General features: G+C 65.6%; 20 protein-coding genes. 10 read left to right on the forward strand and 10 right to left on the reverse strand.

All coding sequences use genetic code 11. The features are described from left to right. The first annotated feature begins 57 nt into the window (after positions 1 to 57). From ATO6_RS19990 to ATO6_RS20035, 10 genes are all read left to right on the forward strand, one after another. A complete protein-coding gene (locus ATO6_RS19990; RefSeq protein ID WP_088625818.1) occupies positions 58 to 861 on the forward strand; it encodes a GntR family transcriptional regulator in 804 nt (267 codons plus the stop codon). 380 nt (positions 862 to 1,241) lie between these two features. Then, complete coding sequence (locus ATO6_RS19995) at positions 1,242 to 2,132, forward strand: oxaloacetate decarboxylase (protein WP_217899034.1); 891 nt, start codon at positions 1,242 to 1,244, stop codon at positions 2,130 to 2,132. A 79-nt stretch (positions 2,133 to 2,211) separates the two neighbouring features. Next, positions 2,212 to 3,210 carry a tripartite tricarboxylate transporter substrate-binding protein gene (locus ATO6_RS20000; protein ID WP_176441031.1) on the forward strand — a complete coding sequence of 333 codons (999 nt, stop codon included), beginning with the start codon at positions 2,212 to 2,214 and terminating at the stop codon, positions 3,208 to 3,210. Positions 3,211 to 3,276: 66 nt separating this feature from the next. After that, on the forward strand, positions 3,277 to 3,750 hold the full coding sequence (locus ATO6_RS20005) for a hypothetical protein (RefSeq protein WP_088625821.1): 474 nt from the start codon (positions 3,277 to 3,279) through the stop codon (positions 3,748 to 3,750). A gap of 42 nt (positions 3,751 to 3,792) precedes the next feature. Next, positions 3,793 to 5,298, forward strand: coding sequence for a tripartite tricarboxylate transporter permease (locus tag ATO6_RS20010; RefSeq protein ID WP_088625822.1), 1,506 nt, complete (start codon positions 3,793 to 3,795; stop codon positions 5,296 to 5,298). A gap of 8 nt (positions 5,299 to 5,306) precedes the next feature. After that, entirely contained in the window at positions 5,307 to 6,707 is a 1,401-nt protein-coding gene (leuC, locus tag ATO6_RS20015; RefSeq protein WP_088625823.1) for a 3-isopropylmalate dehydratase large subunit, read from the forward strand. An 11-nt stretch (positions 6,708 to 6,718) separates the two neighbouring features. Next, positions 6,719 to 7,318 carry a 3-isopropylmalate dehydratase small subunit gene (gene leuD, locus ATO6_RS20020; protein ID WP_088625824.1) on the forward strand — a complete coding sequence of 200 codons (600 nt, stop codon included), beginning with the start codon at positions 6,719 to 6,721 and terminating at the stop codon, positions 7,316 to 7,318. A 516-nt stretch (positions 7,319 to 7,834) separates the two neighbouring features. Beyond that, entirely contained in the window at positions 7,835 to 8,872 is a 1,038-nt protein-coding gene (locus ATO6_RS20025; protein ID WP_088625825.1) for a TRAP transporter substrate-binding protein, read from the forward strand. Positions 8,873 to 8,896: 24 nt separating this feature from the next. Beyond that, a complete protein-coding gene (locus ATO6_RS20030; protein WP_088625826.1) occupies positions 8,897 to 9,424 on the forward strand; it encodes a TRAP transporter small permease in 528 nt (175 codons plus the stop codon). A 50-nt stretch (positions 9,425 to 9,474) separates the two neighbouring features. Next, positions 9,475 to 10,767, forward strand: a complete 1,293-nt coding sequence (locus ATO6_RS20035) for a TRAP transporter large permease (protein ID WP_088625827.1) — start codon at positions 9,475 to 9,477, stop codon at positions 10,765 to 10,767. A gap of 615 nt (positions 10,768 to 11,382) precedes the next feature. Here ATO6_RS20035 and ATO6_RS20040 read toward each other — a convergent pair. The 10 genes from ATO6_RS20040 to ATO6_RS20085 form a co-directional block, all read right to left on the reverse strand. Next, positions 11,383 to 12,171: an enoyl-CoA hydratase-related protein gene (locus ATO6_RS20040; RefSeq protein ID WP_088625828.1), complete on the reverse strand. Its 789-nt coding sequence runs from the start codon at positions 12,169 to 12,171 to the stop codon at positions 11,383 to 11,385. A gap of 85 nt (positions 12,172 to 12,256) precedes the next feature. Further along, positions 12,257 to 13,411, reverse strand: coding sequence for an ABC transporter substrate-binding protein (locus ATO6_RS20045; RefSeq protein WP_254919219.1), 1,155 nt, complete (start codon positions 13,409 to 13,411; stop codon positions 12,257 to 12,259). Positions 13,412 to 13,538: 127 nt separating this feature from the next. Next, entirely contained in the window at positions 13,539 to 14,345 is an 807-nt protein-coding gene (locus ATO6_RS20050; protein WP_088625830.1) for an ABC transporter ATP-binding protein, read from the reverse strand. An 8-nt stretch (positions 14,346 to 14,353) separates the two neighbouring features. Next, positions 14,354 to 15,427, reverse strand: coding sequence for a branched-chain amino acid ABC transporter permease (locus tag ATO6_RS20055; RefSeq protein WP_088625831.1), 1,074 nt, complete (start codon positions 15,425 to 15,427; stop codon positions 14,354 to 14,356). 2 nt (positions 15,428 to 15,429) lie between these two features. Continuing rightward, positions 15,430 to 16,317: a branched-chain amino acid ABC transporter permease gene (locus tag ATO6_RS20060; protein ID WP_088625832.1), complete on the reverse strand. Its 888-nt coding sequence runs from the start codon at positions 16,315 to 16,317 to the stop codon at positions 15,430 to 15,432. Between the two features lie 2 nt (positions 16,318 to 16,319). Next, complete coding sequence (locus ATO6_RS20065; protein WP_303395925.1) at positions 16,320 to 18,221, reverse strand: long-chain fatty acid--CoA ligase; 1,902 nt, start codon at positions 18,219 to 18,221, stop codon at positions 16,320 to 16,322. Then, positions 18,208 to 18,999 carry an ABC transporter ATP-binding protein gene (locus tag ATO6_RS20070; protein ID WP_088625834.1) on the reverse strand — a complete coding sequence of 264 codons (792 nt, stop codon included), beginning with the start codon at positions 18,997 to 18,999 and terminating at the stop codon, positions 18,208 to 18,210. Before ATO6_RS20070 ends, ATO6_RS20065 begins: the two co-directional genes overlap by 14 nt. Further along, a complete protein-coding gene (locus ATO6_RS20075) occupies positions 18,969 to 19,652 on the reverse strand; it encodes a TetR/AcrR family transcriptional regulator (RefSeq protein ID WP_088625931.1) in 684 nt (227 codons plus the stop codon). The genes ATO6_RS20070 and ATO6_RS20075 overlap by 31 nt, the downstream gene beginning before the upstream one ends. A 152-nt stretch (positions 19,653 to 19,804) precedes the next feature. Then, positions 19,805 to 21,787, reverse strand: coding sequence for a biotin carboxylase N-terminal domain-containing protein (locus ATO6_RS20080; protein WP_088625835.1), 1,983 nt, complete (start codon positions 21,785 to 21,787; stop codon positions 19,805 to 19,807). A gap of 10 nt (positions 21,788 to 21,797) precedes the next feature. Continuing rightward, on the reverse strand, positions 21,798 to 23,405 hold the full coding sequence (locus ATO6_RS20085) for an acyl-CoA carboxylase subunit beta (protein WP_088625836.1): 1,608 nt from the start codon (positions 23,403 to 23,405) through the stop codon (positions 21,798 to 21,800). Between the last annotated feature and the right edge of the window lie 42 nt (positions 23,406 to 23,447).

Here is a 23,447-nt window from a genome sequence, read left to right on the forward strand (position 1 = left end):
GCCTGAACGAAGCCAGTTTGACCCGGCCGCGCATGATCTGGAGGGGGTGCTGCAGGAATGGTTGGTCAGCGGACCAAGAAGGACGCGACGCGCAGCGTGGATCTGGGGACGACCCTGCACCGGCGCGTCTTCCTGATCCTGCTGGACGGGATCCGCTCCGGCCGCTACGCGCCCGGCGACGCCCTGCCGACCGAAGCGGCCCTGTCCGAGATGTTCGGCGTTTCGCGCATCACGGTGCGCCGGGCGCTGGCAGATCTGGCGGCCGAGAACCTCGTGGAAAGCCGCAAGGGGCTGGGCAGCTTCGTCACCGCCGCCCCGCCGCCGACGCCGAAATGGGCCCCGATCGGCACCCTCAGGGGTGAAATCGTGCGCGCCGGGGAACTGCCGGTCGAGGTGCTGGAGTTCGACCGCGTGGCGGCGCCCGCCGTCGTCGCGACCGCGCTGAAGATTCCCGAAGGCGCGACGGCGTTGCGGGTCGTCCGCGTGCGCTTCAGCCAGGGGATGCCGCTGACGCATTTCGTGGCCTGGGTGCCCAACGACATCGCCCGCGACTTCACCCGCCACGATCTGGAAACCCGCCCGCTCTACGAAATGCTGATCGAGACGGGAAACCGGTATGACCGCGTGACGCAGGCCATCGGTGCCTGCCTTGCCGATCCGGCAACTGCCTCGGCCCTGAAGGTCGACGTCGGGTCCGCCCTGACCTTCATCCGGCGGCTTCTGTCCTCGCCCGAGCGGCCGGTCGAATACCTCGAACTGCGCGCCTCGCCCGCCCGGTATGAAATCGCGATGTCGTGGAATATCGACGACGAGCATGGGACGGTGAAAAGCGGATCGGTCGCCTACTCGACCCGGATCTGACGTCGGGGATCACCTCAACCCACTGAAATACAACACGTATTCCCGCCGCTCATCCGGATCGGCGAAGGTTGACGCATTTGCGCCACGACGGATTGACAGCGCGAAATTCTGGTTGTTATAGATATATGACAACCGGGCCAGCGCGATCCGTCGCAGCCATCCGGAACGGGAAGAGGAGCCCGGTCCGAAACGCGTCCGGTAGACGAGAAAGCGGTCATCCCACGGGCCGCGGGGAGGAAGGTCGGCAGGCGCAATGGCCTGTCGCACGGGGACTCAGGCGCGCATTGCGCGGCAGGTCCCGAATGGCGGGTGCTCGGCACCTGCACCCTTCCTTCCGGACATTCATGGCCGCGCGGCGGCCGAAACCGAAAGGACGAGTCATGGGCAGATCTGCAAAGAAACTCCGCGAGCTTCTCGCGGCGCCGGGGGTGCTTATGGCACCGGGCGTGGCCGACGGGGTGATGGCCCGGATCGTGGCCCGCGAAGGCTTCGACGCGGTCTACATGACCGGGGCGGGCACCGCGGCCACCCGGCTCGGCTGGCCCGACATCGGGCTGATGACGATGACCGAGATGGCGGACAACGCCGGCCGGATCGCCAGCGCCAGCAACCTGCCGACCATCGCGGATGCCGACACCGGTTACGGCGGTCCGCTGAACGTCCGCCGCACCGTGCAGACCTACGAGGCCGCCGGTGTCGCCGCGCTGCATATGGAAGACCAGAACTGGCCCAAGCGCTGCGGGCACCTTGCCGGCAAGACCCTGATCCCCGCGGAGGACATGGAGGCCAAGATCCGCGCGGCCTGCGACGCCCGCGACGATCCGAACTTCGTGGTCATCGCCCGCACCGACGCCATCGCGGTCGAGGGTTTCGACAAGGCGCTGGACCGTGCGAAGCGCTACGAGCAGGCGGGGGCCGACGTGATCTTCGTCGAGGCGCCGACCTCGATGGAAGAGCTGGAGGCGATCCCGAAGGCCGTGAAGGCGCCGTGCCTGTTCAACATGGCGCTCAGCGGCAAGACGCCGTTCCTGTCGGTCGAGGAAATCGACCAGCTCGGCTTCAAGCTGGCGATCTACCCGAACCTGATGCTGATGGCGGCGATCCCCGCCGCGACCAGCGCGCTGCAGCGGCTGAAAGCGGACGGGTCGGTGAACGGTATGGCCAACGAGCTGATCAAGTTCACCGAGTTCTTCGACCTCATGGGCATGCCCGAGGTGAAGGCGCTGGAAGAGAAATACCAGGTCTCGGACATCGCGCGCGCCGGCTACTGACGCCGGCTCCGCCGCCCTCGGGGAGGGGGCGGCGGCGTCCGGGCGAACCGGACCAGAAAGACAAATGGGAGGAGAAAACATGAAACGTTTCACGAGACGCGCCCTCGGCGCGCTGACGCTGGCTGCCTTTGCCGCAATGCCCGCACTGGCGCAGGAAGACTGGCCCAAATCGGGTGACCGCATCACCTTTACCGTGCCGTTCAACACCGGCGGCAGTGCCGACCGGCTGGCGCGGGGTCTGGCCAACTTCATGCAGATGGAGCTGGATGGCGTCGCGGTGACGGTCCAGAACCGGCCCGGCGGCGCGGGTGCCATGGGCGTCGCCTTCTTCTCGCAGCTTCCTGCGGATGGCAGCAACTTCCTCGTCATGCAGGCGACGCCGTTCCTTGCCAACGTGATCCTGCAGACCGACGTGCCGGTCGAGTGGGAGGACTTCTCGGTCATCAACACCCAGTGGACCGACTTTCCCATCGTGGCCGTGCCGACGGACGGCCGCATCACGGACATTCACGACCTGATTTCCAAGGCCAAGGAAGGCAAGGGCGCTGTCACCGCCGCGACGATGACCAGCGGCGGGTCCTACCTGCAGCAGCTGCTGATGTTCGACATGCTGGGCATCCCGCGCGAGAATATCCGGATGGTGACCTACGACGGCGGCGCGCCGCTGCGCACGGCGGTCGCGGGGGGTCAGGTCGACTTCACCTTCGTCGCCGCCAACGGATCCGAGTCGATCCGCGACCGCATCCGCTCGATCGCCGTGGTGACGGCGGATGACGTCCCGCAATGGGACGGACCGAAGATCAACGAGGCGCTGGCGCAGTACGACGTGGATATGCCGCTGTTCAGCGAATACACCACCTCGGTCATTGCCAACGCGAAGTTCGAGGAACAGCATCCCGAGCGGTATGCGCGCTTCGTCGAGATCCTGAAGGCCACGCTGGAGCGCGAGGACTATCAGGCATGGCTGAAGGAAAACGGCATCGGCGGGCGCTGGATGGGTCCGGAAAAGAGCCAGGAGCTGACGACCGCCGGCTTCAACGGTCTCAAGGACTACGCGGACCTGCCGGACAAGAAGTGACCTCTGACCGGGCGGCCACATGGCCGCCCGTCTCTGCCTTTTCCGCAATCAGCCCCGGAGTCCGTCATGCCGTCCCCGACCGGAGGCCGCCGCGCGCGCCTTACCGAGCATGTCATTGTCCTTCTCGTCGTCGCGGGATGGGCCATCTGGTTCCTGCACGACTCGTGGCGGGTGTCAGACAGCGTCGAGAACCTGATGCTGATCGCCCCCGCCGCCGTTCTGCTGCTGGCGCTGTGTCTCTTCGTCATTCTGCGTGCCGCGCGCGACCCGTCCCGCGAGGACGGCGAGGGCGGCAGCTTTGCGCCCCTGCTGTCCGACCTGCGCAGTCTCGGGTTCATCGCGCTTTTCGCCGCGTTCATCGGCGGGCTGGCGTGGGGCTGGTTCGATCTGGCGGCCTTCGTCTTCATCCTCGCCTCGCTTCTGCTGCTCGGCGAACGCAAGATCCTGCTGGCGGTGATCTACTCCGCCGCCTTCGCCGGCGCGTCGACATGGGCGCTGAGCGAGATGCTGCCCTACGACGTTCCGGCGCTGCTGTTCTGAGGGGACCGAGATGATCCGAACGCCCAACACACGGACCGCGCCATGATCGACATGACAGCCTTTGCCTCGGCGCTCGAGATGCTGTCGGCCAGCTGGCAACCCTGGCTCGTCGTGCCGCCGGGCCTGCTGATCGGACTTATCTTCGGTGCCGTGCCGGGCCTTTCGGTGCCGGTGGCCATGGCGATCTTTCTGCCGATCACCGCCTACATGGATTTCCTGCCGGCCATCCTGTTCCTGACCGCGATCTTCACCGCAGGGTCGTTCGGCGGCGCGATCCCCGCGATCCTCGTCAACGTGCCGGGAACCGCGGCCGCAGTGGCGACCGCGTTCGACGGCTATCCGATGGCGCAGGCGGGCAGGCACAGCCAGGCGCTCGGCCTCGCGCTGGCGGCCTCCACCGTCGGGACGGCGATCGGCTACATCGTCCTGCTGCTGTTCGTCAGCCCGATCGCGGAGTCCGTCCTGAAACTCGGGCCGGTCGAGATGTTCATCATCGCCATGTGGGGCCTGACCCTGATCGCCGCGCTCGGCGCTGGCAGTTTCGCCAAGGGCGCGCTGGCGGGGACGCTGGGTGTCCTGCTGGGGCTGATCGGCTTTTCGGCGCTCGGGGACATGCGCGGGACGATGGGGCAGATGGCCCTGCTGGACGGGATTTCCACGACCCCGGCGCTGATCGGCCTGTTCGCGGCGTCGGAGCTGTTCCGCCTGATCCGCTCGGACTACATCGTCGAGGACGAGACCAGCCGCCAGATCTCCTTCCGCCGCATCATGGAAGGGTTCGTGATGGTCCTGCAATATCCCGTGGTCTGGCTGCGCGGCGGTCTGCTGGGCGTCATCATCGGCGCCATTCCGGGTGTCGGCTCGGCGGTCGCGAACCTCGTATCCTATTCCGAAACCAAGCGCCGTGCAGACGATCCGGAGAGCTTCGGCAAGGGCGACCCGCGCGGCGTCGCGGCGTCGGAATCCGCCAACTCTTCGTCCGAAGGCGGCTCGATGGCGACACTCCTCGCGCTTGGCATTCCCGGCGGCGGGGCGACGGCGGTGATGCTCTCGGCCTTCGCGATGCATGACGTGACCGGCGGCCCCCGCTTCATCAGCGACAACATGGACATCATCTACGGGATCATCCTCGGCAACTTCGCCCAGGTCTTCATGCTGATCGTCGTGGGTCTCGGCTTCGTCTTCGTCGCCTCGTCCGTGGTGCGTGTGCCGGTGCGCTACCTCGCGCCGTCGGTCCTGACACTGGCCGTGTTCGGCGCCTATTCGCTGGTCGGCAACATCAGCGGACCGGTGACCGTGCTGGTATTCGCCATCCTCGGCTGGTTCCTGCGCCGCCACGGCTATCCGGTCGCCGCCGTCGTGATCGGCCTGCTTCTGGGAAGCATGGCCGAGGGAGAGCTGCTGCGCTCCTACCAGATCTCGGGCGGCGATTTGTCCTACATCTTCTCGCGGCCCGTCGCGATGGTTCTGGCGCTCCTGCTGCTGGCCTCGCTGATGCTTCCGCTCATCCGCAAGAGCCGCGCCGCGCGCACGGCCACAGCAAGGTAGGTGACGCCATGTCCGACCCGAAGACCATCATCGACAAGATCTGGGAGGAGCACGAGATCCTGCGCGACGAGGGTGGCACATCGCTGCTCTATGTCTCGCGGCACCTCGCGCATGACGGATCGATCCACGCCTTCACCTTTCTGGAGGAACGCGGCCTGACACCGCGCCGGCCCGACCGGATCTTCGCGACGCCGGACCACGGCACGCCGACCGTCAGCCACGACATGGCGGACCTCACGGACCCCGACCAGCGTCGGGTCGTCACAGCGCTGGCGGCGAATGCCAAGCGGCACGGGTTCACCCATTTCGGTCTGGGCGACAGGCGGCAGGGGATCGTCCATGTCGTCGGGCCGGAACAGGGCATCTCGCAGCCCGGACTGGTCATCGTCTGCGGCGACAGCCACACTTCGACCCATGGCGGCGTCGGCGCGCTGGCCTTCGGCATCGGGGCCTCCGAAGTGATGCACGTGCTGGCGACCCAGACCCTGTGGATCAAGAAGCCCAGGACGATGCGGATCACCATCGACGGCGAGCGTCCGGCCGGCGTGACGGCCAAGGACATCGTCCTGTCGATCATCGCCCATATCGGTGCGAATGGCGGTGCGGGTCATGCCATCGAATACGCGGGATCGCTGATCCGCTCGCTCGACGTGGAAGAGCGGCTGACCGTCTGCAACATGTCGATCGAGGCCGGGGCCCGCAGCGGCATGATCGCGCCGGACGAAACGACGTTCGAATACCTGAAGGGCAAGCCCTTCGCGCCCGGTCCCGAGCACTGGGAGGCCGCGGTGGAAAGCTGGCGCGCGCTGCGCACGGACGAGGGCGCGGTGTTCGACCGCGAGGTCCGGCTGGACGCCTCTCAACTGACGCCGATGGTCACATGGGGCAACAGCCCCGAGGACGCGCTGCCGATCACGGGCCGGGTGCCCGACCCGGCGCAGGCCAAGGACGACATCACCCGCGACGCGATCCTGCGCACGCTCGACTACATGGGGCTGACGCCGGGTATGGCGCTGACGGATGTGACGGTGGATCAGGTCTTCATCGGGTCCTGCACCAACTCCCGTATCGAGGATCTGCGCGCCGCCGCCGCCGTCGCCGGGCGCGGCAGGGCCGTGGTCCCCGCGATGGTCTCGCCGGGATCCTCGACCGTCAAGGCACAGGCCGAAGCCGAGGGGCTGGACCGCATCTTTCGGGATGCGGGGTTCGAGTGGCGGGAATCCGGCTGCTCGATGTGCGTGGGCATGAACGGCGACCTCGTGGCCTCGGGCAAGCGCTGCGCCTCGACCACCAACCGCAACTTCCGCGGCCGGCAGGGGCAGGGCAGCCGCACCCACCTGATGAGCCCCGCGATGGCCGCCGCCGCCGCGCTCACCGGACGCCTGTCCGACGTGCGAGACCTGGGCTGAGGAGACCGACGATGGACAAATTCACCAAACTCACCGCACCGGCCCTGCCGGTCGACCAGCCCAACGTCGACACCGACCAGCTGGCCCCGGCGCGCTTCCTGCGTCGTCCGCGCGGCGATGGCTACGCGGATGTGCTGTTCCACGACCTGCGCAAGGCAGAGGGCGGGCACATCGTGGATGATCCCCGGTTCGCGGGGGCCGGGATCGTCGTGGCCGACCGCAACTTCGGCGGCGGGTCCAGCCGGGAACAGGCGGTCTGGTCTCTGGTCGACGCGGGCTTTCGCTGCGTGATCGCCAGCAGCTTCGGCGACATCTTCTACGCCAACAGCGCCAAGCACGGGCTGCTGACGATCCGGCTGGACAACGCGGTCTGCAAGGCCCTGCGTGATGCCCTTCACGCGACACCCGGCGCCGAGATGACCGTCGATCTCGACGCGCAGACGATCGTCGCGCCCGATGGCGAAGTGATCAGCTTCGAGATCGAGCCCTCGCGCCGCAAGCGCCTGTTGCAGGGTCTGGACGACATCGACCTGACGCTGACACATGACGCGGCCATCGGGGCGTTCGAGGCAGAGTACAGCCGCAGGAAACCCTGGCTGGAACTGAACTGAGCCCCTGCCTTTTTCACCCCCGGACCAAGTGGATGGGGTCAACGCGCTGTCGGACACGCGGCGCGGCGTGAAGCGGACCACCGTGCGGTCCGTGCAGCGGCTCGTTCCGGCGAGGGCCGCTCTTTCCGTTTCGGACGCCCTTGCCCCTGCCACACTGCGCTCAGGCCAGCGCTTGCGAGGGTTGAAGCCATTGTCGCAGGTGGCCTAGGCGCGCGCCTTTCTCTCAGGACAGCTCGTCCGTGAACACCTGGACAACATCCGGGTCGAAGCTTGCTCGCCAACCTGTGTCACGCCCGAGACCTGATCGCGGCACGGCATGACGATGACAGCCACCACCGCCCGTAAAAGCGCGTCGAAGGACTAACCCGACAGCCTTCAAGCCCCGCTTGTAACCCCCCACGGGGACAGGGGACGCCGCCGGGGCGCGTTACTAGTTCCCGGTGAACAAAGTAAGAAGTGCCCATCACCGATGTTGCACTGATTAACATAATACAGTCAAAGTCAGGGAGAACAAAAATGACGTATTCCAGAATACTTACGGCCGGGGCGATCTTCGCCACCACCGCCGTTTCCGCCGCCGCACAGGACGTCACGCTGCGGTATTCTTCCTGGCTGCCGCTGCAGCACTACATCAACACGGACATCGTGTTCCCGTACTTCGAGCAGATCGAGGAAGTGACCGAGGGACGCGTGGTCGTCGAAGCCCTGCCCAAGACGGTCGGCACCGCCGCGGGCCAGTTCGACGTCGTGCGGGACGGGCTGGCAGACATTTCCTTTATCGTGACCGGTTACACGCCGGGCCGCTTCGTCATGTCCGAGATCGGCGAGATGTCGTGGGTCGGCAACGATCCCGCGGTATTCGCTCCGATCTTCTGGGACATTTTCGAGGAATCCATCGAGCCGCTCGGCGAATACGACGGCGTCAAGGTGATGACCCTGTTCGCGAACGCGCCCGGCCACATCCTGACGACCGAAAAGAAGATCGAGACCATGGAGGACCTTCAGGGCCTCAAGCTGCGCACCGCGGGTCCCTACGCCACGTCGATGCTGGAAGCGGTCGGCGCCGTGCCGATCCTGAAATCCGCGAACGAGGCGTTCGAGCTGATGTCGACCGGCGTGATCGACGGCAGCCTCAGCCAGCCTGACACGGTGATCAGCCTGAACTGGCTCGACCTTGCCAGCAACTACACGATCGTTCCCGGCGGCCTGTTTTCGGCCACGCTCGGCGTGATCATGAACGAGGACAGCTGGTCCCGCATCTCGGCCGAGGACCAGGAAGCCATCTGGGCGATCTCGGGCCGCGCCCTGGCCGAAAAGGCCGGCGGTGCCTTCTCGAAGGCTGTTGGCGAGGCGATCGAGCAGATGAATGCAACCGAAGGCATGACCGTCGACACCGTCAGCGACGACATGCTCGCCCAGTTGCAGGAAGCGACCGTCCCGCTCGAGGAAGCCTGGGCCGAGCGCGCCCGCGAGAAGGGCATGGAGAATCCGCTCGAGGTGCTGGCCGAGTTCCGCCGCCGCGTCGCCGAAGCGGAATCCCAGGCGACCAACTGAGACTGAAGCAGAGGAGGAGCAGTCGTGCTCAAGGCCGTGGAAATAGCAATCAGCCTCATTGCGGCAGTGCTGTTGTTCCTCCTCATGATGATGACCTTCGTCGACGTCATCGGGCGAAACTTCTTCAACCGGCCGCTGAACGGGGCGGCCGAGATGACCGAGTTGATCCTCGCGGCCGTCGTCTTCCTGATGCTGCCCTTTATCGCCATCCGGCAGAAGCACATCGTCGTGGACCTGTTGGACATCATCCATAACCGGGTCTTCAAGGCGATTCAGACCTTGTTGATGATTGCCGTCGGGACGTTCTTCTTCGGGATGATGGCGTTGCGGCTATGGCATCTCGCGGACAGCACCGCGCGCTACAACGATGCGACGCCGACGATGCAGATCCCGATCGCGCCGCTGGTCTACGGCATGTCCATCCTGTCGGCGATCACCGCCGCCTGCTTCCTGGCGCTTCTGCTCAACTTCTTCCGCGACACGCGAGGCACGCCCGGCGACGCCGACGCGTCCGATGGCAAATCCATGGTCACGGAAAATTCCAATGTCTGAACTTGCTGCGGGCAAGACCGACCGCCGCACGTCTGGGGGAAATTACTAGGATGACAGTCGCTTTGATGGGCTTCGCTTCGGCGTTTGCCTTGATTTTCATGCGCGTGCCGATCGCCCTTGCCATGGGCCTCGTGGGTTTTCTGGGCTTTGGCTACCTCGTGGGATGGCGCCCGGCCTCGTCGATGCTGGCCATGGTGTCGCGGGAAAGCACGATGTCCTATTCCATGGTGGTGATCCCGCTGTTCATCCTGATGGGCAACCTCGTCGCCGGCACCGGAATCTCGCGCGAGCTTTACCGTGCGGCGCAGGCTTTCCTTGGTGCACGCAAGGGCGGGCTCGGCGTGGCCACAGTGGTGGCCAGCGGCGGGTTCGCCTCGATCTGCGGGTCGTCGGTGGCGACCGTGGTGACCATGGGCAAGGTGGCCATGCCGTCGATGCGGCAGTACGGCTACGATGACAGCCTGTCGACCGCGTCGATCGCTGCGGGTGCGACCCTCGGCATCCTCATTCCGCCAAGCGTCCTGCTGGTGATCTACGGGATCATCACCGAAAGCCACATCGGCATGCTGTATGCCGCAGGGCTGATACCCGGCATCATCGGCATATTGCTGTACATCGTGGCGGTGCGCTGGACCGTCTGGCGTTCGCCGGCTTCGGCGCCCACGGCCGCCAGGGCCAGCTGGTCCGAACGCTGGTCCTCGATCGGGCATATCTGGGCGGCGGTCCTGCTGTTCGTGCTGGTGATCGGCGGCATCTATTCCGGCTTCTTCACCACGACCGAGGCCGCGGGGTTCGGAGCCTTCGGCGCCATGGTCATCGCATTGCTCCGCCGCAAGCTGGGGCTGAAGCAGTTCTACGAGATTCTGGCCGACACCGCCGAGACGACAGCGATCCTCTTCGCGCTCATCATCGGGGCGGGGCTGTTCACCGAGTTCCTGAACTATTCGGGCGCACACGACGCACTGCTGAGCTTTGTCACGGAGTCGGGCTTCTCGCCGGCCCTGGTGATCTTCGTCATATGCGTGATCTACATCGTGCTGGGCATGATGATGGAATCGATCTCGATGATCCTGCTGACGGTGCCGCTGTTCTTCCCCGTGGTCGTCGGCCTTGGTTTCGACCCGATCTGGTTCGGAATCCTCCTTGTGATCCTGTGCGAACTCGGGCTGATCACCCCGCCGATCGGCATCAACCTGTTCGTGATGCGCAGCGTCACGCCGGATGTTCCGATCACGCGCATCATCAAGGGCATCGTGCCATTCATCGTCGTGGACCTGCTTCGCGTTGCGCTGGTGGCGCTATTGCCGGGCATTGCGCTCTACCTTCCTTCGGTGCTGTTCTGACCAGGCGCGGGCCGACAGCGCGCCCGTCGCCCGAACCGGCCGATGAACTCGAGAGTGCGGTGGAGCGTGGCGGGCGATTGCGGTGTCGGCCTGGACATGCAGGAGATTGCCGACGCAAGGCCCACTGGGTAGACCGAGATGTTCTACAACCCGAAGCGTCAACCGTGCGGAACGGAATGCCGTCGCCCAACGACGTCGGGCGGTGACAGAAACCGGGACAGGAAGGCGTGTCAGAAGCGCCGGGCTGAACCGGATGGCCTTCGTGCTGCGGACTTGCGCCTGTGTCGAGACGCAGGGTCTGGCATGGCAGCAGGACCACATTCAGCATCGCCCATACTCGGGGACCGGGACCGTTCACCGGTCGCGGTCACGACCTTAAATGGGCTGGCAATGCGCGCCGCGCAGCCTGAGAAATCTGCCTGAGGTTTGTCGTCAAATTGGGAAAGTGTCGGATCTCGGCTCATCGGCAACGAAAGCCATCGCGGCGCAGTGTTGCCTGAGCATTGAGGCTGATCCCGTGCATAGGGCAGGCCGACGCGGGTCCCGATCCACCCGGACGGCAAATGGGCCGGGAGGCGCCCTGTCGGCGCGCCCCGGCCCGGCCTGTCGGCCGGCCTATCCGGCGTCGCGCGCCTTGCGGAAGTCCGGCTTGCGTTTTTCCTTGAAGGCTTTGGCGCCTTCCTGGGACTCAGCGGTCTGGTAGAAGAGCGCAAGGGTCTCCATCCCTGAATTGCTGATGCCGCGGATGTTGTCGCTGTCGGAATTGAACGAGCGCTTGGCAATGGCGATCGCCGTGGGGCTGCGTTCCATCAGCTCGGCACACCAACTCTCGACGGTCGCGTCGAGCTCGTCATGGGGGACAACGATGTTGGCCAGCCCCATGCGTTCGGCCTCCTGCGCGCTGTATCGGCGGCAGAAGTACCACAGCTCGCGCGCTTTCTTCTCGCCGATCACCCGCGCGAGGTAGGCCGTGCCCCAGCCAGGATCGACAGACCCGACCTTGGGGCCGACCTGACCGAAGATGGCCTTCTCGGAGGCGATCGTGATGTCGCAGAGGGTGGCCAGCACGTTGCCGCCGCCGATCGCATAGCCCTGAACCCGCGCGATCACGGGGACGCGTGCATCCCGGATGGCGGTATGAAGCTCCTCGATCGGAAGCCCGACCACGCCGCGACCGTCGTAGGAACCTTCGTGCGCCGTCTGGTCGCCCCCGGTGCAGAACGCGCGTTCGCCTGCGCCGGCCAACACGATCACCCCAATCGCGGGATCGTTGTCGGCATCTCTGAAGGCAAGGATCATCTCTTCGACTGTTTCACCGCGGAAAGCGTTCATGACGCTTTCCCTGTCGATCGTAATTCTCGCGACGCCGTTCGCCTTGGTATAGGCGATATCCTGGAAATCCATTCTCGTTCTCCTTTGCAGTGGATCGGGATGCGGACGCCCCGGCTCGGGCCGGGGCGTCACCGGTCCGTTTCCGGACCCGTTGGCGTCAGTCCTCGTATTTCGACGCCGCGTCGCGGGCGATGGACCAGACGATGTCGTCGTAGGCCGAGAACCAGTCCGTCTCCTGCACCCACGTCTCGCCGTCCCAGGATTCGATCCGCGTCTTGCCGCCGCCGCCGTGATCTTCGGGCGTGACGGTCACCGCGGCCGTGAGCCCGGCATTGTCGAAATCGCGGATGCTCTCGTACCCCGCTTTGATCGCCTCGGCGGTCAGGGGACCATCGGTCTGCTCGGCGGCGATGCGGATGGCCTCGAAGGCGATCGAGTAAAGTGCGAGACCGACCATGTAGTAGCTGTTCTCGGTTCCCGCGACGTCGCCGGCACCCTTGCCGGCACCATAGACCTTGTCCACGATCTCCTGCCGCAGGGGGTTTTCGAGATCGCTGTCGACCACCGAGCTGCGCTTCAGCCCTTTGCCGAGCCCGCCCATGTTCTCGATGTCGGTCTTGCTGACCCAATTGACGCCGATGTATTTCTCCATCGGGATGCCGTTGCGCCGCATTTCACGGGCCGCGACGACGTGCATGTTCGAGATACCCCAGAACAGCACCCAGTCGGGGCCATAGCGACGGACCTGCGACCAGACCGAGGACTGGTCGACGCCGGGCAGCGGGAACGGGAAGAAGCGGATGTCGGCGTTCTCGCGCTTGGTGATCTCCTCGAGCACCGGCTGCGGTTCATAGCCGAACGGATGGTCCATGAACACGAAAGCAACCTTCGTATCCTCCAGCGACCCGCCGCTCTGCTGCTTGATGTAGTCCATCGCGTTCGCGGCCTGCCCCCAGTAGGTGGGCCCCACGGGGAAGATCCAGTCGAACACGTCGCCCACGATCGCATCGCCGCGACCGACGAGCGGCTGCATCATCACGTTGCCGTCGCGCATCGCACGCGGCAGGACCGCCTGCGAGACGGGCGTCGACATGGTGTCGAAGATCAGCACGCCCTCGCGCTTGTAGGATTCGTAGCATTCGATCCCGCGCTGCGGCTCGTTCGCCGTGTCCTGCACAAGGAATTCGACCTTGTGCCCTTCGATCCCGCCCTTGTCGTTGACGAGGGTGGCGAGGTCCTCTGCCGCCTGAACGAACGAGGGCGTGGCGAAGCTGTAGGATCGCGACAGGTCGTAACAGAGACCGAACTTCACGGTCTCCTGTGATTGGGCAATAGTTCCCAGGCTGCACGCCGCGACGGCGCACAGGGACAACAATTTGATTTTCATGTTTTTCCTCCGTTGATTGGCTGCCCGGTTGGCCCAGGTCATAGTTGATTGTTCAGGTCAGCCAGCGCTTGCGCCGGCGGTAATGCTTGATGTCGCGGAAGTTGACGCCATGACCGCCCAGGTAGAATTCCTGGATGTCAGGGTTGTTCTTCATCGCGGTTGCGGTGTCGTGCATGACCACCCGACCGGATTCGATCAGGTAGCCGTGGCTGACGAGGTCCAGCGCGGCGAATGCGTTCTGTTCGACGAGCAGGACCGAAATACCCTCTTCCCTGTTGATGCGCCGGATGATCGAGAAGATCTCGGTCGTCAGCATGGGCGAGAGCCCGAGGCTCGGCTCGTCCAGCATGAGCATCCGGGGCCTTGTCATCAGCGCCCGCGCGATGGCCAGCATCTGCTGTTCGCCGCCGGACAGGTAACCGGAGGTGGCGTTGCGGCGTTCGGCAAGGCGCGGAAAGAACGTATAGGCCCGGTCGAGGGCGCTACGCATCTCGGCGCGGCTCATCTCGACGGGGCAGGCGGCCTCGAGGTTCTCGTTTGTCGTCAACTGCTCGAAGACGTGGCGACCCTCGAGCACCTGAACGATGCCCAGCTTGACCCTGTCCTGCGGACTGAGGGTGTTGACCAGTTGCCCGGCGTAACGGATCTCGCCCCGCGTGACCTTGCCGCGCGCCGCCTGCAGCAGCCCGCTGATGCTGCGCAGCGTGGTGCTCTTGCCTGCACCATTGGCCCCCAGAAGCGCGATCAGCTGACCCTCCGGCACGTCGAGCGAGACGCCGCTGACCGCGAGCGAGACGTTGTCATAGACCACCTCGACGTTGCGGAGGCTCAGCAGGGGTTCGGCGGACGCCGTCGTCATGGTGGGCCTCACTTCTTCAGGTAGCCGAAGGGCCATGCGATCAGGTAGCTGCGCATGTTGTGGTAGAGCCGCCCAAGACCCAGCGGTTCCCACAGAAGGCAGCCCATGATGAGCGCCCCGTAGGCCGCATTGGGAAGGTGGGCGAGTGTCTCGACCCCGATCCTCAGGTCGAACAGCTCGGTTGCCCCGTGGAACAGCGCGGCGACGAGGCCCGGCATGATCAGGATCAGCGCCGTGCCGAGATAGGTGCCGATGATGCTGCCCAGTCCCCCGACGATCACCATGGCCAGCACCTGGATCGACACCTGGGTCGAGAACTGGTCAGGCGTCACGATATGGTAATAGGTGGCGATCAGCACCGCGCCGGACACGCCCGCGATGAAGGAGGACGCTGCGAAGGCGACCAGCTTGAACACGAAGCTGCGGACGCCGATGATCTCGGCCGCGTAGTCCTTTTCGCGCACCGCCATCAGCGCCCGTCCGAGGGCCGACCGGCGCAGGTTCATCATGAAGATCGTGACCAGCACGCACCACGCCAGCGCGACGTAGTAGAGCCCGGCCGTCCCGTTGATCTCGAACCCCAGCAGGGACATGTCCGGCGCGCGCAGAGAGGCGAGGGCGCCGCCGCTGACAACCGACAGGTGCACGATGCTCCAATCGATGACGAACTGCATGGCAAGGGTCGTCAGGGCCAGGTACAGCCCCTTGACCCTCAGCGCGGCGATCGAAAAGACGCTGCCGATGACCATCGAGGCGAAACCGGCGAGGACGATGGCGATTTCCCATGGCACGCCGGAGCGCGCGGCATGGGTCCCGGCATAGGCCCCGACCCCCATGACGGCGGCGTAGCCGAGGTGCAGCTGACCGGCCCACCCCACCACGAGGTTGAGCCCGAGCGCGGCGCTGGTCCAGATCAGCCAGGGCTGAACGAGGCTGGTCAGGGTCAGTTCGCCGATGATCCAGGGCGCGAGGATCGCCGCCGCCAGCAAAGCGAGGGCGGCGTTGCGCTCGAACGGGATGCGATAGAGAGAGCGGTCGCCGGTATAGCTGAAGTGGCGGACGCCAGAGAGTCGGTAGAACATCGTCAGATCCTTTCCACCGAGCGATCGCCGAACAGCCCGTGCGGCCGGATCAGCACCGTCAGGATGAGGGTCACCGCCACGACGAGTTCGCGGCTGCCACCCCCGACCAGCGGATCGAGGTAGCCCGAGACCACGCTTTCCAGAACACCCAGAAGGATGCCCGCCACGATCGCCCCCGGCAGGCTGTCGAGCCCGCCCAGAACCGCAACCGTCAGGCTCTTGAGGAGCAGGAGCGACAGGCTCTGATCGACGCCCTGCACCGCCCCCCAGAACACGCCGGCGATGGTGCTGATGACGGCGGCCAGCGCCCACGAGAGGGCGACGCCCTGCTCGACACCGATACCGACCGACCACGATGCCACGTAGTCGTTGGAAATCGCCCGCAGGCGGATGCCGCGCCGGGTGCGGAAGAACAGCACCAGTGCGGCAAAGACCATCAGCGCGACGGCGGCCCCGGTCAGATGCACCCGGCTCATCAGGATCTGGCCGACGAACAGGGGATCGTCGCTGATGCCGAGGTCCATGCGGCGCGCGGAACCGCCAAAGGCCGCAAGGGTGATGCCGCGCAGGAAGATATCGAGGCCGAGGGTCATCATCAGGATCATGATGATCGGCTGGCCGGCGAGGCGGCGCAGCGCGTGCCGCTCGATCCCGATCCCGAGACCGAACATGAAGACCATCGCGGCCGGAATGGCCAGCCACATCGGCAGGCCGAGCCAGTCGGAGAAGGCCAGCACCGCATAGGCGCCCACCATGACCAGCGCGCCCTGCGCGAGGTTCGGCACTGCCGAGGACTTGAAGATCAGCACGATGCTGATCGCCACCATGGCATAGAGCAGGCCCGTGACGGCACCGTTCGCGGCAAGTTCCAGGAACAGGATCCAGTCCATCGTCAGATCTCCCTCAGTTCGAGGCGGCGTTCGATGCTGCCTGTTGCGCCGGTTTCGTAGGTCACGCGCGCCTGCGTCAGGACCTCGGGCTGTGCGTCGTGAAGCGCCTCGATCACCGGCTCGTACATCTCCTGCACGGCGGTCCGGCGCAGTTTCCGGGTGCGGGTGATCTCGCCGTCGTCGGGGTCGAACTGCTTGTAGAGGCAGGCGAACCGGCGGATTTTCAGGCCGTCCGGTTGCGAGGCGTTCAGGTCGCGCACCGCCCGTTCGATCAGGTCGTAAACCTTCGGCTTCTGCGCCAGATCGGCATAGGAGGTGTAGGAAACTCCGTTGATCTGGGCCCAGTGTCCGACCGCGCCGAAATCTATGCAGACCAGCGCGACCAGTTCATCCCGGCCCGCGCCGAAGACGGCGGCATCCTTGATGTAGGGGCTGAACTTCAGCCGGTTCTCGATGGCGGTCGGCACGTAGCGCTGGCCGCCAGCGGTCGAGACCATTTCCGAGAAACGGCCCTCGATCACCAGTTCGCCGTCCTCGATCCGCCCGGCGTCCCCGGTGTGCAGCCAGCCGTCGCGCAGCGCCTCGGCCGTGGCGTCGGGGCGGTTGAGATACCCGGCGAAAACGCCGGGTGAACGAACCAGCACTTCGCCGCTGTCGCTGATCCGCAGCTCGACGCCATTGATCGGGCGGCCGACGGTATGGATCTTGGTGGCGCCTGCGGCCTGCACCGTGGCGAAGGCCGACAGTTCCGACTGGCCATAGAGCTGCCGCAGCCGCAGACCCATGGCGCGGTAGAACAGGAACGTCTCCTCGCCGATCGCCTCGCCGCCGGTCCATGCGTGGGTGACACGCGACAGGCCGTACTTGTCCTTGATCGGGCCAAAGACCAGCCTGTCCCCGAGCCACCGGATCATCCCGCCGCCGAGGCCGCCGGACTGGCCACGGTTCAGGCGGCGCTCGCGTTCGACCGAACGGTCGACGAAGAACCGGTAGACCCGCTTCTTGAGCGGCGTGGCATCCTCCATCGCGACCTGGATAGCGGTCAGCAGGTTCTCCCAGCTTCGCGGGGTCGCGAGGTAGAACGACGGCGCGACCTCTCGCACGTCGTGCATGACGGTTTCCTGGCTTTCCGGGACATTGACCGTGCAGCGGCCCAGAAACGCGTTGACGATGGACAGCTGAATATCCCCGATCCACCCCATGGGCAGGTAAGCGACCAGTTCGCATCCCGGCTCCAGCACGTCGGCTTCGATGCAGGCCCGGCCCACCGACAACACGTTGCGGTGGCTGAGCAGGATGCTCTTGGGCTTTCCGGTGGTGCCCGAGGAATGCACCAGAACCGCCGGATCGTCCTCGCCGAGTGCCGCCAGCCATTGCTCAGGCAGGTCCGGCTGCTCCGCCAGCGCCGCGGCGCCGTCCCGCAGGAGCTTGTCCCACGATTGCATCCGGTCTTCGGCATAATCCTTCAGACCCCGGTCGTCGTCATAGACGATCACCCCGGTCTGCAGCCCGCGACGACGCAGTTCGATGGCCTTGTCGGCCTGTTCCTGATCGCTGACGATCACCGCGCAGAGATCGTGATCCCCGACGATATGGGCCAGTTCCTCGGACCCGGCGTCGGGAAAGGCGGGCATGGCGTAGCCGCGCATGTATCCGGTCGCCAGAAGCGCGGCATAAAGACGAACATTGTTGTCGCCAAGGATCAGCACTGCCCGGCCGGGTCGCATGCCCAAACCGTGAAGGCCCGCAGCGCAGGTCTCGACCATTCGTTCGAGTTCGGCCCAGGTCAGGTTGCGCCAGATGCCGCGGACCTTTTCCCGAAACGCGATGTCGCCTGGCACGGTCCGGGCATTGTCCCGCACCAGATGCATCAGCGTGTGGGGTGCGGAGTCAGACAGGTTCACGACTGCCCCCGATATAGGCTTCGACCACACGGGGATCGGAGACAACTTCGGACGGGGTGCCGGTCGCGATCATCTCGCCATAGTTCAGGGCGAGGACCCGGTCACAGATCCCGGTGATGACGTCCATCTGGTGCTCGATCAGCAGGACGGTGACATCCCGTTCGTCGCGGGCATCCAGAATGAACCGCGCCATGTATTCGGTCTCTTCCTGGTTCATGCCGGCCATCGGCTCGTCGAGGATCAGCAGCGAAGGTTCGGACGCCAGCGCGCGGGCCAGTTCGATCCGTTTCTTGACGCCGATCGGAATGTCGTCGACCAGTTCGTCACGCACGCTTTCCAGCTGCATGAACTCGATAATCTCTTCGACCTTTTCGCGATTGGCCGCCTCTTCAGCCTGCGCCGCCCACCAATAGAGTGCCGTGCGCCAGACTGAGGGGCGCATGTGGATGTGGCGGCCGAGGAGGATATTGTCGAGAACCGTCAGCCCGTTGAAAAGCGCCAGGTTCTGGAATGTTCGCGCCACGCCGAGCGACGCGATGCGATAGGGGGCAAGGCCGGTCGTGACCTTTTCGTTCAGGCGGATTTCTCCACTGGACGGTGGGAAGAATCCGGTGATGGCGTTGACGAGGGTGGTTTTCCCGCTGCCGTTCGGGCCTACCAGCCCGAATATTTCTCCCTTCGCGATTGCGACGTCGATGCCGGTTACCGCAACAACGCCGTGAAAGCGTCGTTCGATACCCGTGCATCTCAGGGCGATTTCTTCTCCGTCCGCTTCCATTTCTCTCCATCCCTGGTCGGCGCCTCGCCATCCGGAGCCACCGCAAGTCCGTCAAAGATCATCGCCAGCAACTGATTGCAGAACGCGTCGAAGGACCCGCGGCGCGGGTCGTACCACTCGCCGGTCCAGTTGATTGCCCCCACGACGAACAGCTCCATCACCGTGACATCGAGGTGAGGGTTAAGCTCGCCGGCCTCCTGGGCACTGCGGAACAATGAGCGCCAGTACTCCGCGTATTCGCGGCGTACTTTCCGCTGGCGCCGTTTCACCTCGGGCGGCAATTGCGCCCAGAGCCGTATGTTGGCAGAGGTGAAGTCGCCCTGGTGCAGGGCGGTCAATAGGTGTTCGTGAATGGCCGTCGCGATGCGCTCGCGCCCTGTCGCCGTCTCGGGCAGCGCCGCGACACGGTCGCGGACGTTCGCGGCGACATTCTCCACGCCGATGCGCAGCACCTCGTCGAGGATTTCTTCTTTCGACGCGAAGTGATTGTAGATGCTTCCGACCGTGATCCCGGTCTCGCGGGCGACTTCGCGCAACGTCGTCGTGTGCAACCCGTTGTAGCGGAACAGCCGTGCCGAGGCGAGAAGGATACGGTCGCGTGTGCCGACGTCCTTGAATGCAACCTCGCCGTTCGCGATGGAATGTCTGGCCATCTGGCTCTCTCCTATGCGGTCCAAGAAATGGGAACTTTCTTTGGACTGCATGCCGAGCCGACGTGAAGAGGTCCAGCGGGCCATGCAGTCCGTCTGCGTAGCCTCGAGACATACTCGTCGCTCACGGTGCAATGCAACATGCGCGACATCCCTCATTCGACCCGTGCAAGCAGCGCATGGCGTTCCACCAGATCACCCGCCGCGCAGTTCAGGGCGACAACGACACCGTCATGCGGGGCCTCGATTCCTACCTCCATCTTCATTGATTCAAGGACGATCAGCGTGTCCTTGGCCTTCACTTCCTGACCTTCGCTCACATTGACCCGTGTGATCGTGCCCATGAGCGGCGACACCAGAACGCCCGTTGCGGCAATGTCGTCGGCATCGTCGGGCAGGTAGGCGTCGACCTCGAAGCGCAGGGCACTCCTGTGCCACTGGATCTGCACCGCGGTCGGCTCGACACGGGCGGGGAAGGTCAGTTCACGACCGCCGACCTCGACCTGGTGGTGATCGGGGATGCGCTGCGGACGCAGCCGGACCGAGTGCAGGGTGTCCCCGACCGCGATCCGCTTGGCCTCACCGTTCGCCGGAGCGATGGCCACGGGCCATTCGTCCTCACCGATATGCAGACGGAAGGCCGGCGCGTTCGGTTGCGCCCCTTCGCCGTCATCCAGTCGCCAGCCACTATGGCCGCTCCATGGATCGGCCTCGGCCGGGGCATGGAAGCGGTCGAGCCAGAGCGCCGCCGCGACGGCCACCACCTCGGACGTGGGCGCGGCGCCGGCCAGCAGGCCGGAGAGTTCCCGGTCGATGAAGCGGTTATCCACCTCGTTGGCCAGCACGCGCGGGTCGGTGACGAGGTTCGACAGGAACGCAAGGTTGTTGCGGACCCCGAGCAGCACGCACTGGTCGAGCCCGTGTGCCAGCCGGCGTAGCGCGTCCCTACGGTCCCGCCCGCGGGCGATCAGCTTGGCCAGCATCGCATCATAATGCGGCGTCACCTCGTCGCCCGTCTCGACCCCGGCGTCCACGCGGAAGCCGCGGCCGGGCAGGGACAACAGGCCGATCCGTCCGGTGCTGGGGATGAACCCGTCCTCGGGATCCTCGGCATAGATCCGGGCCTGCACGGCGAAGCCGTCGAGGTGCACGTCCTCCTGCGCCAGCGGCAGCCTCCCGGTCTCGGCGATGCGGAGCTGGATTTCGACCAGATCGAGGCCGGTGACCTCTTCCGTCACCGTGTGTTCGACCTGAAGGCGCGGGTTGCATTCGAGGAACCAGAACGCCTCACCTGCGACAAGGAACTCCATCGTGCCAAGACCGCGATAGTTGACGCTGCCGGCGAGCCGTGTGGCGGCGTCGAGGATCGCCTGCCGCAGATCGGGGGACAGGCTGTCGGCGGGGGCCTCCTCGATCACCTTCTGGAACCGGCGCTGGAGCGAACATTCGCGCTCGCGGATATGGAGGACACCGCCGTGACCATCGCCGGCGACCTGCACCTCGATATGGCGCGGTCTGTCGATGAACTGCTCGACCAGCAGGTCGGGCAGACCGAAGCTTGCCTTGGCCTCGCGCATGGCCGAGGCAATCACCTCGTCCAGGCGGTCCAGCGTCTCGATCACCCGGACACCGCGGCCGCCGCCGCCCGCGACCGCCTTGAGCAGCACCGGCAGCCGTGCCGCGCGCACGCGCTCAGCGACCTCGGTCGCGTCACTCAGCGCATCCTGTCCGCCTTCGATCACCGGGACCTCGGCCTGGGTCGCCTCGCGCTTGGCGCTTGCCTTGTCAGCGAAGCGGCGCATCGTCTCGGGGCGCGGGCCGATGAAGATCAGGCCAGCGGCCTCGACGGCCTCGGCGAAATCCGCGTTTTCGGAGAGGAAGCCGATCCCGGGATGGACCGCGTCTGCGCCGCACCGGCGCGCCGCGTCCACGATGGCCGCGATGTCGAGGTAACTCTCCGCGGCCGGGGCCGCGCCGACATGGATGGATTCTCCGATCCGGCGCACGTGCAGCGCCTCGCGGTCCGCATCGGAATGGATGGTCGCGACCGCGATGCCGATCCGTTCGCAGGTGTCCGCGATACGGCAGGCGATGTCGCCGCGGTTGGCAATGAGTATCTTGCTGATCGTTCCGGTCATCTGCGTCCCCTCACATCCGAAGGATCGGAAAACTGGTGGGAACGGGCGGCACCCGCGCCGCCAGGTCCAGGACAAGGCTCATCACCATCCGAGTTTCGGCCGGGTCCAGGATGCTGTCGATCCACAAGTTGGCGGCAAAGTTCCGCATGTTGGAAAAACTGGAGAACTGGTCCCGTATCGGCTGCCGGAACGCTTCTTCCTCGGCTTCCGACCACTCCTGCCCCAGCCGTTCGCGCTTGCGGCGCTGCACGATGGACAGGGTCGTGGCGGCCTGTTCCGGCCCCATCAGCGCGGCACGGCCATTGGGCCAGCCGAACGAGAAATGCGGCTCGAACGGGCGCCCGCACATGCCCATGTAGCCCGCCCCGTAAGAGCTGCCGATGACGAGGTTGTACTTCGGCACGTTGGCCGCCGACATCGCCTGCACCATCTTGGCGCCGTTCTTGGCGATACCGCCCACTTCCGCCTCGCGGCCGACCATGTAGCCGGTGACGTCCGCCATGAAGATCAGCGGGATGTTCCGCTTGCAGCACAGGTCGATGAACTGCACCGCCTTGATCGAACTGTCGGACATCAGGACGCCCTGGTTCGCCACGATGCCGACCGGGTGGCCGCCCCAGTGTGCGAAGCCGCAGAGAAGCGTCTCGCCGAAGTTGCGCTTGAACTCCTCGAAGCGGCTGTCGTCGACCAGCCGCGCGATGATCTCGCGCGTGTTGGTCTGGACCCGCGTGTCGCTGTTGAGGATGCCGTAGATCTCGCGCGGATCGTAGCGCGGCGGCACAGGCGTTTCGGGCGGGGAGAACGGATCGGGGCGGGCCGGAAGATCGGTCACCAGTTGCCGCAGTATGCCCAGGGCATGGCGGTCATCGTTGGCGATGTAGTCGGTCACGCCGCTGCGATAGGTGTGCATCTCGGCCCCGCCGAGCGATTCACGGTCGACCACCTCGCCGGTGGCGGCCTGCACGATCTCGGGTCCGCCGAGGTGGATGTAACCCTGGCCCTTCACGATCACGGTCTGGTCTGTCAGCACGGGCGTGTAAGCGCCGCCTGCGGTGCAGGCGCCGTGGACCACCGACAGTTGCGGCACACCGTCCGCCGACTGGCGCACGAGCTGATGCAGGACCGAGCCGTATTGGCCGGAATCCGGAAAGATGCCCGCCATCTCTGGCAGGTTGGCGCCGCCGGAATCGACCAGCGTCAGGCCGGGCAGCCGGTGCTGCCACGCGATCTGCTGCGCCCTGACATGCTTCTTCGCGGTGAGCGTGTAGTAGGTGCCGCCCTTCACCGTCGCGTCGTTCGCGACGATCATGCAGACCCGGCCGGACACACGGCCGATGCCTGTGATGATCCCCGCGCCGGGCGGGTTGCTGCCGTACATCTCGTCCCCCGCGAACTCGGCCAGTTCGAGGAATGGCGAGCCGGGGTCGAGCAGGGCTGCGACCCGGTCGCGCGGCAGCAGCTTGCCGGCATCGGTGTGGCGCTTGCGGGCTGCGGGCTCGCCCCCCACGCGGGCCAGCCGGCGGCGGCGACGCAGGTCGTCGAGCAGGGTCTGGAACTCGGCGGCGTTGCGTTTGAATTCGTCCGACGCGGTGGAGACTGCGGAGGTGATGACGCTCATGAGCCGGCCCCTTTCCCGTGCCGGTCGGCGGTCAGGATGGCG

This window comes from Oceanicola sp. 22II-s10i (genome assembly GCF_002210105.1).
Lineage (GTDB): Bacteria > Pseudomonadota > Alphaproteobacteria > Rhodobacterales > Rhodobacteraceae > Pseudooceanicola.

Coding starts and splice junctions, on each gene's coding strand:
- ATO6_RS20080 (WP_088625835.1), bottom strand. CDS start 21,787: ATGACCGGAACGATCAGCAAGATACTCATTGCCAACCGCGGCGACATC.
- ATO6_RS20040 (WP_088625828.1), bottom strand. CDS start 12,171: ATGGATTTCCAGGATATCGCCTATACCAAGGCGAACGGCGTCGCGAGA.
- ATO6_RS19990 (WP_088625818.1), top strand. CDS start 58: ATGGTTGGTCAGCGGACCAAGAAGGACGCGACGCGCAGCGTGGATCTG.
- ATO6_RS20005 (WP_088625821.1), top strand. CDS start 3,277: ATGCCGTCCCCGACCGGAGGCCGCCGCGCGCGCCTTACCGAGCATGTC.
- ATO6_RS20050 (WP_088625830.1), bottom strand. CDS start 14,345: ATGACGACGGCGTCCGCCGAACCCCTGCTGAGCCTCCGCAACGTCGAG.
- leuC (WP_088625823.1), top strand. CDS start 5,307: ATGTCCGACCCGAAGACCATCATCGACAAGATCTGGGAGGAGCACGAG.
- ATO6_RS20025 (WP_088625825.1), top strand. CDS start 7,835: ATGACGTATTCCAGAATACTTACGGCCGGGGCGATCTTCGCCACCACC.
- ATO6_RS20010 (WP_088625822.1), top strand. CDS start 3,793: ATGATCGACATGACAGCCTTTGCCTCGGCGCTCGAGATGCTGTCGGCC.
- ATO6_RS20055 (WP_088625831.1), bottom strand. CDS start 15,427: ATGTTCTACCGACTCTCTGGCGTCCGCCACTTCAGCTATACCGGCGAC.
- ATO6_RS20085 (WP_088625836.1), bottom strand. CDS start 23,405: ATGAGCGTCATCACCTCCGCAGTCTCCACCGCGTCGGACGAATTCAAA.
- ATO6_RS20000 (WP_176441031.1), top strand. CDS start 2,212: ATGAAACGTTTCACGAGACGCGCCCTCGGCGCGCTGACGCTGGCTGCC.
- ATO6_RS19995 (WP_217899034.1), top strand. CDS start 1,242: ATGGGCAGATCTGCAAAGAAACTCCGCGAGCTTCTCGCGGCGCCGGGG.
- ATO6_RS20035 (WP_088625827.1), top strand. CDS start 9,475: ATGACAGTCGCTTTGATGGGCTTCGCTTCGGCGTTTGCCTTGATTTTC.
- ATO6_RS20075 (WP_088625931.1), bottom strand. CDS start 19,652: ATGGCCAGACATTCCATCGCGAACGGCGAGGTTGCATTCAAGGACGTC.
- ATO6_RS20060 (WP_088625832.1), bottom strand. CDS start 16,317: ATGGACTGGATCCTGTTCCTGGAACTTGCCGCGAACGGTGCCGTCACG.
- ATO6_RS20070 (WP_088625834.1), bottom strand. CDS start 18,999: ATGGAAGCGGACGGAGAAGAAATCGCCCTGAGATGCACGGGTATCGAA.
- leuD (WP_088625824.1), top strand. CDS start 6,719: ATGGACAAATTCACCAAACTCACCGCACCGGCCCTGCCGGTCGACCAG.